General features: G+C 33.3%; 11 protein-coding genes. 7 read left to right on the forward strand and 4 right to left on the reverse strand.

Translation table 11 applies throughout. The annotated features are described in order from the left end of the window. Positions 1-47 precede the first annotated feature (47 nt). Positions 48-299: a type B 50S ribosomal protein L31 gene (locus tag CLV00_RS15930; protein WP_099716093.1), complete on the reverse strand. Its 252-nt coding sequence runs from the start codon at positions 297-299 to the stop codon at positions 48-50. A gap of 240 nt (positions 300-539) precedes the next feature. Here CLV00_RS15930 and CLV00_RS15935 point away from each other — a divergent pair, with 240 nt between their 5' ends. The 7 genes from CLV00_RS15935 to CLV00_RS15965 all read left to right on the forward strand — a co-directional run bounded on the left by CLV00_RS15935 (position 540) and on the right by CLV00_RS15965 (position 8,561). Next, entirely contained in the window at positions 540-1,070 is a 531-nt protein-coding gene (locus CLV00_RS15935) for a DUF4199 domain-containing protein (RefSeq protein WP_099716094.1), read from the forward strand. Between the two features lie 6 nt (positions 1,071-1,076). Then, complete coding sequence (locus CLV00_RS15940; RefSeq protein WP_099716095.1) at positions 1,077-2,036, forward strand: glycosyltransferase family 2 protein; 960 nt, start codon at positions 1,077-1,079, stop codon at positions 2,034-2,036. A 193-nt stretch (positions 2,037-2,229) separates the two neighbouring features. Further along, complete coding sequence (locus tag CLV00_RS15945; RefSeq protein ID WP_099716096.1) at positions 2,230-3,957, forward strand: phospho-sugar mutase; 1,728 nt, start codon at positions 2,230-2,232, stop codon at positions 3,955-3,957. Between the two features lie 82 nt (positions 3,958-4,039). Further along, positions 4,040-5,887 (forward strand): ABC transporter ATP-binding protein, encoded by a 1,848-nt coding sequence (locus tag CLV00_RS15950; RefSeq protein ID WP_099716097.1) that lies wholly within the window; start codon positions 4,040-4,042, stop codon positions 5,885-5,887. Between the two features lie 114 nt (positions 5,888-6,001). Further along, positions 6,002-6,655: a hypothetical protein gene (locus CLV00_RS15955; RefSeq protein WP_099716098.1), complete on the forward strand. Its 654-nt coding sequence runs from the start codon at positions 6,002-6,004 to the stop codon at positions 6,653-6,655. Further along, the gene (locus tag CLV00_RS15960; protein ID WP_099716099.1) at positions 6,652-7,788 is read left to right on the forward strand and encodes a retropepsin-like aspartic protease; all 1,137 of its coding nucleotides are present in this window, start codon (positions 6,652-6,654) and stop codon (positions 7,786-7,788) included. Before CLV00_RS15955 ends, CLV00_RS15960 begins: the two co-directional genes overlap by 4 nt. Before the next feature lie 71 nt (positions 7,789-7,859). After that, positions 7,860-8,561, forward strand: coding sequence for a hypothetical protein (locus CLV00_RS15965; protein ID WP_099716100.1), 702 nt, complete (start codon positions 7,860-7,862; stop codon positions 8,559-8,561). 11 nt (positions 8,562-8,572) lie between these two features. Here CLV00_RS15965 and CLV00_RS15970 read toward each other — a convergent pair whose 3' ends face one another. From CLV00_RS15970 to CLV00_RS15980, 3 genes are all read right to left on the reverse strand, one after another. Then, positions 8,573-9,295, reverse strand: coding sequence for a hypothetical protein (locus CLV00_RS15970; RefSeq protein WP_099716101.1), 723 nt, complete (start codon positions 9,293-9,295; stop codon positions 8,573-8,575). Positions 9,296-9,404: 109 nt separating this feature from the next. Continuing rightward, the gene (locus CLV00_RS15975) at positions 9,405-11,876 is read right to left on the reverse strand and encodes a TonB-dependent receptor (protein ID WP_099716102.1); all 2,472 of its coding nucleotides are present in this window, start codon (positions 11,874-11,876) and stop codon (positions 9,405-9,407) included. Between the two features lie 12 nt (positions 11,877-11,888). Continuing rightward, positions 11,889-13,586, reverse strand: coding sequence for a M23 family metallopeptidase (locus CLV00_RS15980; protein ID WP_099716103.1), 1,698 nt, complete (start codon positions 13,584-13,586; stop codon positions 11,889-11,891). Positions 13,587-13,668 lie beyond the last annotated feature (82 nt).

Consider the following 13,668-nt stretch of genomic DNA (forward strand, 5'->3'; position numbering starts at 1 on the left):
AGCCTCCCAAAAAGGAAGGCTTAATTGTATTTGAAAACGAGTTAAAATTATTTAACGTGTTTAGCGTATTTAGTTTTGAATTTATCAATACGACCTGCAGTATCAATAAGTTTAGATTTACCTGTGTAAAAAGGGTGAGAAGTTCTAGAGATCTCCATTTTCACAACTGGATATTCAACTCCGTCAACTGTTAATGTTTCTTTTGTATCTGCAGTAGATTTAGTGATAAAAACTTCGTCATTTGACATGTCTTTAAATGCAACTAATCTGTAATTTTCTGGGTGAATTCCTTTTTTCATCTTGTTAATCTTTTTTATTTGTTAATTATAATTAGTCTTGAAGCTTTTCTTCTAACAGAAAAGGTATAAACTCCTTATAACTTTTTGTTTTACAATATTATTTTGAGTTTGCAAATTTACAATTATTTTCCAATAAACAAATCTTTGTATCACTTTTTTTATATAATCGTAAAAAACGATTTTTAGCTACGAATATATTGGGAATTGTTATATTTGTGGATTAATTCTAAAACATCAACAATGATAAATGAAATTATTAAAAAGAATGGAATAACCTTTGGAGTAACAATTGGAATTGTTTCTGCATTAATTACTTCAACAATTTACGCTATTGATTTAAATTTGTTTACTTCTTGGTGGATTGGAGTCTTAAGTATTTTGGTTTATCTTACATTGGGAATTATTTTACTTTCGAAAACAAAAAAAGAGCTCAACAATGTTTTTTCTTTCAAAGATGCTTTTACAACTTACTTCATTGCTACACTAATAGGTATTTTAATTTCAACACTTTTTAATGTTCTTTTATTCAATTTTATTGATCCTTCTGCTAAAGAGACTTTAAGTGAATTAATGATTAAATATACTGTCAACATGATGCAAAAATTTGGTACACCAGCATCAGCCATTAACGACGCTATAGCAAAAATGAAAGAAAACAATCCTTATTCTACATTGGAATTACTAAAAGGATCTATTTTTAGTATTGTTTTTAGTTCAATTTTCGGATTAATTTTGGCAGCATTCTTTAAAAGCAAATCTACACAAGAATAAAAATTAATGAATTTATCTATACTCATACCGCTTCTTAATGAAGAGGAATCACTTAATGAACTATACAACTGGATCATCAAAGTGATGCAATCTCATAATTATACGTACGAAATCATTTTTCTGGATGATGGAAGTACTGATAATTCATGGACTATTATCGAAGGATTTGCACAAGAAAACCCTCATGTAAAAGGGGTTCGTTTCATGAAAAATTTTGGTAAATCGCAAGCGCTACATGCTGGTTTTGCAAAAGCACAAGGCGATGTAATTATTACTATGGATGCTGATTTGCAGGACAGTCCAGAGGAAATTCCGGGATTGTATGATATGATTACCAACGGTAAATATGATTTGGTTTCCGGATGGAAAAAGAAACGCTACGACTCCGTAGTGGCAAAAAACTTGCCTTCTAAATTATTCAACTGGGCTGCGAGAAAAACTTCGGGAGTTGAATTGAATGATTTCAATTGCGGATTGAAAGCATACAAAAATGTTGTTGTGAAAAACATTGAAGTTTCGGGCGAAATGCACCGATACATTCCGGTTTTGGCAAAAAATGCCGGTTTTGGAAAAATTGGCGAAAAAGTAGTACAGCATCAAGCCAGAAAATACGGCGAGACCAAGTTTGGTATGGAACGTTTCATCAATGGTTTCTTGGATTTAATTACCATTTGGTTTCTTTCTCGTTTTGGAAAAAGACCGATGCATTTATTTGGTGCCATGGGATCGTTAATGTTTATTATCGGGTTTATGCTTGCCGGATATATTGGTATTTCAAAACTATATCATATGTATAATGACATGCGCTATAGTCTGGTAACAAATAATCCTTGGTTTTATATTGCACTTACGACAATGATTTTGGGAACACAATTATTTTTGGCCGGATTTCTTGGCGAAATAATTTTGCGAACAAAAAATAATGAAGAGCGTTATAAAGTGTCGAGTGAAGTTAATTTTTTATAAATTTAACTAAAACTAAATTTAAAGATAATAGTTATCGTTTACACTATAACTAGCCCTGATAACAGCGGCATCCTTTTTCTTTTTTTTCTTAAAAAAAAGAAAAAGATACAGCGGATAGCAGGATATAGCTCCTAAAACAAAACAACTGTATTTAAATTTTAATTACGAATTTAGAAACTAAAAAACATATCGAATGGATATCAAACAAAACATTTTGGACGCAGTAAATGAGTGGCTTACGCCAACATTTGACACCGCTACGCAGGAAGCGATTAAAGAATTAATGACTACATCGCCTAAAGAACTGGAAGAGAGTTTTTATAAAAATCTTGAATTTGGAACTGGCGGAATGCGCGGAGTTATGGGTGTGGGAAACAATCGCATCAATAAATACACACTTGGAAAAAGCACGCAAGGACTTTCTGATTACTTGCATACTGCATTTCCTAACCAGCCTTTGAAAGCGGTTATTGCTTACGATTGTCGTCATAATAGTGATACGTTGGCCAAATTAGTTGCGGATGTTTTCTCGGCTAACGGAATTGAAGTGTATTTGTTTTCGGAATTGAGACCTACTCCAGAATTGTCATTTGCAGTGAAACATTTAGGCTGTCAGTGCGGAATTGTTCTTACCGCATCACACAATCCACCGGAATATAACGGATACAAAGTGTACTGGCAAGATGGTGGACAAATTGTACCACCGGAAGATGAGGGTATCATCAATGTTATTGAGAATTTAAATTACAATCAAATCAAGTTTACTGCCAATGAAGATTTGATACACTATATTGATACAGAAGTTGATGAAGCTTTTATCAAATCGACTATCGAAAATGCGAGCTTTGGAACTTCGGCTGAAGCCAAAAAAAATCTGAATATTGTTTTCACTTCTTTGCACGGAACATCTATAAAATTAGTTCCTGATACTTTATCGCAAGCGGGTTATCCTAATGTGAATATTGTTGAAGAACAAAGAGTGCCGAATGGTGATTTCCCAACTGTTAAATCTCCAAATCCTGAAGAGCCGGAAGCATTGACAATGGCATTGGCATTGGCAGACAAGACAAATTCGGATATTGTTATTGGGACTGATCCTGACTGTGACCGTTTAGGAATTGCCGTTAGAAATAACGAAGGCAAAATGACGTTGCTTAACGGAAATCAAACGATGATTTTGATGACTGCATTTTTATTGGAACAATGGAAAAAAGCGGGTAAAATCAATGGCAAACAATTTGTGGGTTCTACAATCGTTTCTACTCCTATGATGATGGAATTAGCAACAAATTACGGTGTAGAATGCAAAGTTGGTTTGACTGGTTTCAAATGGATTGCCAAGATGATTAAGGATTTTCCTGAGTTGGAATTCATTGGTGGTGGCGAAGAAAGTTTTGGTTATATGGTAGGCGATGCTGTACGTGATAAAGATGCAGTTGCGGCTACTTTATTGATTTGCGAAGTTGCGGCTCAAGCCAAAGCAAAAGGAAGCACGGTTTACAAAGAACTACTACAACTGTATGTTGATAACGGTTTTTACAAAGAATATTTAGTTTCATTGACCAAAAAAGGAATGGATGGCTTACAGGAAATTAATCAGATGATGATTGATTTGCGTGAAAATCCATTGAAAGAAATCAACGGACAACGAGTTGTCATGGTAGAGGATTACCAATCTTCAATAGCTAAAAACTTGCTTACTGATGAGGAAACCAAAATGGAAATTCCAAAATCGAACGTATTGATTTATTATACCGAAGACGGTTCAAAAATTTGCGCCAGACCAAGTGGAACGGAGCCTAAAATAAAATTCTATATCAGTGTAAATACGGAATTGGATTCAGTTGAAGATTTCAACGAAGTAGAAAGCATTTTGGACAATAAAATAAAAAACATTATTACTTCAATGCAATTGAATTAATAAAAAAAAACAAAATTGATTTTTCAGACAGACCCGATAAGTTCTCCACTTATCGGGTCTTGATGATAAAAAAACAACTTAAATGGATTCAAATTTCAAAAAAATTATTCCTTTCACAAACCCGTACCGTTCTCATGTGGTTTGGAACGTAATATTCAATATTTTTTACGCACTCTTTAGCACCTTGTCTTTTATTGCATTAATCCCAATGATGGATGTCCTTTTTGGCACTACTGAAAAAGTCAATGAAAAACCTGTTTTAGAGTCAATTTTTGACATCATCAAATTTTCTAAAGAGTACTTATATTACAACATCACACTACTAACCGAAAAGAATGGTCCTGAATTTGCCTTACTGTTAGTTATTGCCATAGTGAGTATAACTTTCCTATTCAAAAATCTATTTAATTACTTAGCATCTAATCATTTGATGCATCTTAAAAATGGTGTATTGAAGGATTTAAGAAATTCAATGTATCACAAAATCATCAACTTACCTGTTTCCTACTATTCCGAAAAAAGAAAAGGTGATATTATGGCTCGAATGCTAGGTGATGTAAATGAGGTTCAAAATTCTTTTTTTTCTGTCTTAGAATTAATTGTTAAGGAGCCAATGACCATCATATTCACCCTCGTTGGTATGATTGCAATCAGTTTCAAGTTAACCTTGTTTGTCTTTATTTTCATCCCTCTTTCAGGACTATTAATATCAAAAATTGGTAAATCACTGCGCAGCAAATCCGAAAGAGTACAATATGAAAACGGTTATCTAATATCGATTGTAGAAGAATCGTTATCTGGACTAAAAGTTGTTAAAAGCTATAATGCCGAATCAAATTTTAAACAAAAATTTAATGATTCAGTTACCCGAGTTTTAAAATTGTCTAACAGTATAGGTAAAAAAAACAACTTGGCTACACCTTTAAGTGAGTTCTTAGGGATCATTACTATTTGCATATTACTTTGGTTTGGTGGAAAAATGGTACTTGTTGACAAATTACCTAATGGAAAAGCATTACTTGATGGAGCTAAATTCCTAGCTTACATGGGTCTTGCCTATAACATCTTAACTCCTGCCAAAGCCATTTCTAAAGCCTCTTATTCGGTAAAAAATGGACTAGCAGCAGCCCAACGTGTTTTTGAAGTTTTAGAAGTAAAAAATGAGATAACAGACAGCGAAAATGCAATTAAAAAATTAACTTTTGAAGACAGTATCGCAATTACGAATATTAATTTCAGATACGAGGACGAAAATGTTTTAAAAGACTTTTCGCTTCAAGTTAAGAAAGGACAAACTGTTGCTCTTGTAGGACAATCCGGTAGTGGAAAAAGTACGATTGCCAATTTATTGACTCGTTTTTACGATGTAAATGAAGGTACAATCGCTATTGATGGAATTGACATCAAAGACATGAACCTGCATTCCCTTCGTGATTTAATGGGATTAGTAACGCAAGACAGTATTTTGTTTAATGATACTATAAAAGCAAATATTGCTTTGGGAAAACATGATGCCACTGATACAGAAATCATTGAAGCCCTAAAAATTGCAAATGCTTACGAATTTGTGAAAGACTTGCCATTGGGAATTCATACAAATATTGGCGACAGCGGAAACAAACTTTCCGGTGGACAAAAACAACGATTATCCATTGCCAGAGCAGTTTTGAAAAATCCTCCAATTATGATTTTGGATGAAGCAACTTCAGCATTGGACACGGAAAGCGAAAAATTCGTTCAAGTAGCACTGGAAAACATGATGCAAAACAGAACTTCAATTGTTATTGCACACCGTCTTTCTACCATTCAAAAAGCCGATTTGATTGTGGTAATGCAAAAAGGAAAAATAGTGGAGCAAGGAAAACACGAGGAACTTATTGCAATGAATGGGACATATAATAAATTAGTTACCATGCAGTCTTTCGAGTAAGTTGCCATAAAATACACTTCAGACTGTTAAAATTACAGTTCAGTAAGAAATTTAAAAAAGGTTGAGTAACATCTAATATATTTACTCAACCTTTTTAATTTAATACTGAAAAATATGATTTTCAAAATTATCTTAACCATTCATATCATTTCCGGATTCACCGGATTACTGTTAGGAACGCTGCTTTTAATTCGCAAAAAAGGAGATGTCATTCATAAAAAACTTGGCAAAGTATTTACTTTAGCCATGGTTTCAACTGGTTTGTGCGCATTCTACCTTTCGTATGTACATCCTAACTTATTCCTTTTTATAGTAGGCGTGTTTACAATTTACCTGTCTATTTCAGGCTATCGAATGATTCATTTAAAAAAGGCTCATCTGGGTCAAAAACCTAAAATAGGCGATGCTTTTTTAACTATTCTAATGCTTATTTCCAGTATTATCTTCTTTTATATTGGGTTTAAATATATGTTAGCAAAACAAATTTTCGGGATAGTTTATATTCTGTTTGGAAGTATTAGTTTGCGATTATGTTCCGTTGAATACAAAGCTTACACCGGAAAAGTAACTGATAAATTATACGGATTAAAGAATCATATCGGTAGAATGACTGGAGCTTATATTGCAGCTTTTACAGCATTTCTTGTTATTAATAACACTTTTTTACCCGCAGTTTTAGCGTGGAGTTTACCAGGAATTATTGGTGGTATCTTCATCGGTCGAACATTACGAAAACTAAAATCTCAAAAATCAAATCAATACCAATGAGAAAAAATCTACTACTCTCAGTGCTCTTTTTAATATCTTTTTTAAGTAAAGCTCAATCTGTCAAAATTGATACAATTCCCTTTACTACTTCATCATCATTATTAGTTTTCAAGGGACAAATAAATGGTGTCGAAACTGATTTTGTGTTAGATACAGGTGCAGCTATTGGAGTTATTACATCTGCGAAAGCAAGTGATACTAAAATACGAATTGCTGGGAAAAAGAATATCACTGACAGCAATGAGAATGTAAACTCAATGTCAGAAGCCATGATTGAAACAGTAACAATTGGCTCTTTCGAAATTAAAAATATAAAAAGTGTCGTTTATGACATGCCGTTTTTGACTTGTAATAATTATTATTTATTAGGTGCAAATGCAATCAACAAGCTGAACTGGAAAATTGATTTTGAAAAAAAACTTTTATACGTCTCAAAATCAACTTTTGAATATTCAGACGAAATGCTCGAAATGCCCATTAATTATAAAAACAACCGACATTTCACTACTTTTAGCATCAATGAAACAGTATTCAAAAATTGCTTAGTAGACTTAGGATATAATGACTTTTTTGAAGTTTCTGAGAAAGAACCCTTTTTTAAAAAACTAAAACAGGAAAATCAAGATGCAATAATTTCTGGTTCGCGATTGACAATGAGTCTTTCAAATATGGAAATCAACAAGTACGAGACTTTAAGCTTTGATAATTTGATGATAGGCAACACAAGATTTGACGATTTAAAAATTGAAATCAGGTCCAATATTGAAAATAAAATCGGGCTCAAATTCTTTTCTCAATTATCCTCAATTATGATTCTAAACAATAACAATTCTAAATATTATTTGAAACTTTCAAACAAACCTATTTCTTTACAAATGAGTTTTGATGCCGATTGTTTTTTGAAAAATGGTAAGTTAATAATAGTCGGTAAAAACAACAATTCTGAAAGTTCAGCAAAAGATTTAGCTACAGAAGAAGAAATAAAATCAATAAATGGTTTAGCTGCAACGGATTTTATAGACGAGTGTGATTTTTTATTGTGGAGAATTGAAAATCTTAAAAAAGACAGCTATGAAATAGAAAAGTTGAATGGACAAAAAATCATTATAAAAAAACAAGTCCTTAAATCATAATTCTAAAATAAATTGGTGAACTTTACATGTCTTATTTACTTGTTGCCCTGACAATTTTTTAAATAATTTAAATGTACATCAATAATCAAAACATAAAACTACCTGAAGACCCAAATACTATTGTTTGGAAATATCTTGACTTATCTAAATTCTTAGATTTATTAATGTCCGAGAAGTTATTCATGTCGCGATCTGATAAATTTGAAGATCAATATGAAGGCACTTTTAGCGAACCCACTTTTGAGGAAATAAAAAAACTTTCCATTGACAATCCTGACTTTTTAAATTATTACAAAACACATCGGGAAAAAGTCGCGATTAGCAGCTGGCATATCAATGAATATGAATCGTTTGCTATGTGGCAGATTTTCACCCAAAATAGTGAAGGTTTGGCGATACAATCAACCATTGGCAGATTACAGGAATCTCTTATTCCAGAAACTAATTTCAATCAATATATTGGGGAAGTAAATTACATCGATTACAAAAAAGAACACATTCCGTTTGATGATATGTTTTTTCCTTTTTTATTCAAGCGAAAAAGTTTTCAATATGAAGGCGAAGTGCGCATTATCACAGACATTGGCAAAAGCGACATCAAAATCAATGAGGGACTTAAAATCAATGTAGATATCAATCAATTGATTGAAAAAATATACATTCATCCCAAATCCGAAAACTGGTATAAAAACCTGGTTATTCAATTAGTAAAACAACTGGGATTTGATTTCACCATTGAAAAATCAGACTTGGAAAGTGATATTTTGATTTAGAATTAGTGTTACTAAACTGGCTCGTAACCAATTATTTTCCATTCTTTTTTTGACAAATCGATATAGTAGTAATTCACCACATCCTTCTTATCAAACTCTCCGTTTTTGTTAGTATCTTCAACGGTTCTATAGTACAAACGATTTTTTGAACCTATCAATTTCCAATCTATTAATTCCTGAAAATCGGAAGATATTTTAGTGAATTTCTCCCCGCTGATTTCGCTTAAATACAATGCTTTTATATCACTTGTATCTAATTTCCCGTCTTTATTCGTATCCATGTCAACCATAGTATATACCATAATTTGGTTATTGGTTTTGTCAGCAACCGATTTTAAATACGTAGCAGTTTGAATCAAAACAGGTTTGTCTGTCAATTTTCTGATGGAATCCGAATCTACTTTTTGAAATTTTAAATTCTGTAAAAAACCGGTGATTTCATATTCACCATAGTTCGATATTGTAAAACTCAAATCGTTCACACTGGAAGAACCATATCTCGATTTTATCCCTTTCTCACGAATGCTTAAATCAGCTACGGGATGAATCAAATAGTCCGTTCCTTCCATTTGAAGTGGCAAATCGGCGATTTGTATTTGGGTAGAATCCGCTTTGGCTAGTTCTTTAGCCCTACTCGCTCCATCGTAAGTAACTTTTGGTTTTTCAACCTCTTCTTTACAACTGGTTAAAAGCAAAATTGCGATTCCTAATATTGTGATATGTAGTTTTTTCATGTTGTTGTACTATTAAAATTCAAATGTAATCATTTTTAAAAATGGTAACGCCATTCAATACTTGATTTAACGAATTAAAATTGGGTTAAACTTTACCGCTTCTTAACGTTTATAACTTCGCAGTCAATTTTACATTAAAAACTCTGGTGGTCATATAATTAGGAATTGCATATTGATTTTTCGAATATACATCCCGAACCCAGGTATTCGTAATGGCATTTTGATTGTCAAAAAGATTAAAAATTTCTAATCCTATCGCCAACTCTTTAAAGTTTTTGAACCAACCCGTATTATTCTCTTTTCTTGTAGTGTTATCTATGAAAACTTTGGAGAAACCAACATCCACACGGCGGTAATCATTCAATCGATTTTGGTATAAGTAAGGATCAGCATATGATGGCGAACCTCCTGGCAATCCAGTATTGTAAACCAAATTCAAGTACAATTTTATACTTGGAATATTAGGCATATAATCTTGAAACAAAAGCCCAAATTTCAGTCGTTGATCTGTAGGTCTGGCAATATATCCTTTATCATCACTATTTTCTTCAGTTTTTAAATAGCCAAAGCTAAACCAAGATTCCGTTCCGGGTACAAATTCCCCGTTCAAGCGAACATCTAATCCTTGAGCATAGGCTGTTGCATTATTATTGGCTGAGTAACGAATGCGAACGTTGTCAATCGTGTACGTATTTACATCTGTCAGCGATTTATAATACAACTCCGAAACCAATTTGAAAGGACGATCCCACATCTTAAAACTATAATCATTCCCAAAAACAACATGCACCGATTGTTGCGCCTTAGTATTGGGTTGCATCATTCCATCCGCACCTCTCAATTCCCTGTAAAATGGCGGCTGATGGTATAATCCTCCTGAAAGTCTAAAAACCATATCTTTCTCCCAATCTGGTTTTATGGCAAATTGCGCTCTGGGACTAAAAGTAATTTGGGATTTTCCCGATGTAGTAGCCCCTATAACTTCCCAATTGTGCATGCGCACGCCGGCATTATACCAAACTTCACTCGAACCAATATTCGATTTCAAACTCCATTGACCATAACCCGAAAATCTATTGATAGAGTTAAAATTAGTCGCTCGAATATTTTGATACGGAACAAGCGGTCCGGTGTAAGGCGAATACGGCTGATCATTTTTAGGCAAATCAATAATTGGTGGATTCAATGAAAAACCAGCCGAATCAATTACCTCCCACTCTATTATTCTGTCACGAATGGATTCCCGCGTATATTTAATTCCCCATTCAAATTGATTTTCTTTCCAGTCGTGGAATCCTTTTATCTCGGTATTTACAATTAGTGCATCCAAATCATTTCTGGCATGACTCAGCTGCGAACCAATTCCTCTTGTAAAAGCGACTTCTCCAAAAGTTTCTGACCCAATACTGGAATCCACTTCGCCTAAACGGTATTGGGCGAAAATATCAAAATATTCTTGTTCTAAAGTATGAAAAACAGAACCGATGAATTTCAACGTAAAATTATCAGAAACATTGAATGTTGTTTTTAAAGCTCCAAAATACGTATCGTATTTATCCTTTTCCTGACCTTCATAAAAAACAGTAAGTGCCATAGGATTATCTATGGTTCCAAAAGTAGTCTGTCTCGTCAATGGCTGATATTGGTATTTATTTTGAGAAATATTTCCTAAAAAACTCCACTGCCATTTAGCCGAGGCCTGATAATTTATATTGGTTTGAATATCTGCAAATGACGGCGTAAAATTCGTCTGTGTCTCTTGGCTTTTCACCAAAAGGCTGTTGTTTCGATATCGAACTCCCGTTACCACAGACCATTTTTTATCTTTAGAAACCGCATCAACAGAAAGGCTTCCGCCAAGAAAACTCGCTTCAAGGCTTGCGCCAAATTTAACTGGTTTTCTATATGTAATATCTAAAACCGAGGATAATTTATCTCCAAACTTAGCTTGAAAACCTCCCGCTGAGAAATCAACATTTTGTACCAAATCAGTATTAGTGAAACTCAAACCTTCTTGCTGTCCCGAACGAATCAGGAACGGGCGATAAACTTCAATTTCGTTTACATAAACTAAATTCTCGTCATAATTTCCACCGCGCACGGCATATTGTGTACTCAATTCGTTATTAGAGTTTACTCCAGGTAAGGTTTTTAAAATATTTTCGATACCGGCATTAGCTCCTGGAATTTTTCGGATAACCTCAGGCTCAATTGTAGAAATTCCTTGAATCAGCTTTCTATTATTGGACGTCACAATCACTTCACCCATTTGTTCTTCCTGATCACTCATCACTGGGTTGAATTCCTTTTGCTCATTGGAATCCAAAGAAAAAGTTATTGTTATTTTTTTTAACGAAACATGCGTAAAAACAAGCGTTACTTTTTGGTTCGCAGGAACTTTTAGATCGTAAAATCCATTTTTATTGGATTGAGTGCCAATACTGGAATAAGAAACATTTACGTTACCTACGGGTTGATTGTTTTTGTCTAAAATAACTCCTTTTATTCTAGCCGTTTGAGCCAATAAAGATAGGCTTACGAAGAAGAAGAAGAAAACAAAAATTAATTTATTAGTACTCAAATGATTTGGTTTTTATTTTTTTTGGCTTCTAAAAAAACGAGTTTCAAAGGTAGTTGAATTTCCTACATTATCAATCACAACAACTTTTAAATCATTGGCACCTTCAGCAACAATTCCATCAGTAAAATAATGGGTTAGTTTTCTGGTTTTATTATCATATTCGAATAACACCCATTTTCCGTTTAAATAGCCGTTGTATGATTTTATGCCAGACACTTCATCGTATATAGAAAGCTGAATTGTTTTTTGCTCGCTAATCCATTTCCCTTCAACAGGAACCGCCATAGTAATTTTTGGTGCAATAGTATCTGCAACCAAAGCATATTTACCTAAAATTTTAACCTTTGTATTGAATATGCTGTCTTTTCTATAGGTTGGATTGTAATTTATTTTCTTTCCTTCTATTCTGCCAATGAACATTTTCTCTCTTTGCGCCTCAGTCGATTTTGTGTCTTCAATTGAAACCGTAAAATTAGTGTGGGCAGGAACTGTATCGTCGTGTAAAAACAACGTGTCATTTTTTACATCAAAATTCAAATCAAAATCTTCGTAAAAAGTTCCCGCAGGAAAGAAAACCGACATATTCGCTAAAGCAAAATTGCTGTCTTTATTCGCTTTAACAAAATAGTTCGATTGCACTGGCTCAGGACTGATAGTTGTAGACAATAAATCATATTGAATAGGAATGGCTATTGTTTTTTTATTTCCAAAAAAATCCGAAACTTCAATACGATATAAAGATGCTAAATTTGGAGTTACCTGTAAAACTCCTTTATTTTCATCGGCTTGGATAAAGCTCAAATTATACGGGTTTTTCATGAATAATTTCTGAACCCGTTGCTGCATTTTCTTATATCTAGAATAATCAATCAACGCATTGATATAGCGCATTTCGTCAAATGAATAGGTATTGAATTCATAACCGAAATTTGGTTTTCCATTATAAAAAGACTGCACTTTATACACTCCGTTATTATTAAACGAAACATCATCAGTATCATAAGCCGAAATTCCAAAACCTATTGTACCGTTTGCAACTACTTTATCAGAAAGGTAAGTTCCATCTTTTTGCAAGGAGACATTCAGCAACAAAGGTCGTTTCGAGTGATTAACCGTAGTTTTTGAATCCAAAGGATACACATAAACTCCGGAAACGACAGGTTTCTTTGTATCCTTTAAAAATTTATCGTACCCAAAAAGCATCGGATTGATTATAAACTCTGTTTTAGTATCCCGAAATTCAAAATGTAAATGTGGCCCTTCTGAAGCTCCTGTATTCCCGGAAAAAGCAATGATTTCTCCTTTTTTTACTACCATTTCATCAGGTTTAAAAAACATTTCGATTTCAAATGATGCCTCTTTATAATGCGTTTTCTTGATGTAGTTTTCTATTTCGCCATTGGCCATTTTTAAATGCCCATAAACCGATGTGTACCCATTGGGATGGTTGATGTAAATTGTTTTTCCGTTTCCAAAAGTAGAAATCTTTATTCTGGACACATAACCATCGGCCACTGCGTATACTTTCAATCCTTCTTTTTGTTGCGTTCTTAAATCAAAACCTGCATGAAAATGGTTGGGTCTCAATTCTCCAAAATTTCCTGATAATTGCATCGGAATATCTAAAGGAGATCTAAAATAATCTTTTGGATAGTCAACTTGTGCAAAAACAGAAGTGCAAAAAAATAAAAAAAATACAGGAAATCTCATCGTTTACATTTTTGCTAAGATAAAAAAAGTATTCAAAACAGCGATAAAAAAAATGGTTCGTAACCATTTGTACAACTGATAT

It is taken from the genome of Flavobacterium sp. 11, from assembly GCF_002754315.1.
GTDB lineage: Bacteria > Bacteroidota > Bacteroidia > Flavobacteriales > Flavobacteriaceae > Flavobacterium > Flavobacterium algoritolerans.

What these genes read in the sequence shown, in the direction of transcription:
- CLV00_RS15970 (WP_099716101.1), bottom strand. Translation starts at nt 9,295, where the DNA reads ATGAAAAAACTACATATCACAATATTAGGAATCGCAATTTTGCTTTTA.
- CLV00_RS15960 (WP_099716099.1), top strand. Translation starts at nt 6,652, where the DNA reads ATGAGAAAAAATCTACTACTCTCAGTGCTCTTTTTAATATCTTTTTTA.
- CLV00_RS15965 (WP_099716100.1), top strand. Translation starts at nt 7,860, where the DNA reads ATGTACATCAATAATCAAAACATAAAACTACCTGAAGACCCAAATACT.
- CLV00_RS15955 (WP_099716098.1), top strand. Translation starts at nt 6,002, where the DNA reads ATGATTTTCAAAATTATCTTAACCATTCATATCATTTCCGGATTCACC.
- CLV00_RS15940 (WP_099716095.1), top strand. Translation starts at nt 1,077, where the DNA reads ATGAATTTATCTATACTCATACCGCTTCTTAATGAAGAGGAATCACTT.
- CLV00_RS15945 (WP_099716096.1), top strand. Translation starts at nt 2,230, where the DNA reads ATGGATATCAAACAAAACATTTTGGACGCAGTAAATGAGTGGCTTACG.
- CLV00_RS15935 (WP_099716094.1), top strand. Translation starts at nt 540, where the DNA reads ATGATAAATGAAATTATTAAAAAGAATGGAATAACCTTTGGAGTAACA.
- CLV00_RS15950 (WP_099716097.1), top strand. Translation starts at nt 4,040, where the DNA reads ATGGATTCAAATTTCAAAAAAATTATTCCTTTCACAAACCCGTACCGT.
- CLV00_RS15980 (WP_099716103.1), bottom strand. Translation starts at nt 13,586, where the DNA reads ATGAGATTTCCTGTATTTTTTTTATTTTTTTGCACTTCTGTTTTTGCA.
- CLV00_RS15930 (WP_099716093.1), bottom strand. Translation starts at nt 299, where the DNA reads ATGAAAAAAGGAATTCACCCAGAAAATTACAGATTAGTTGCATTTAAA.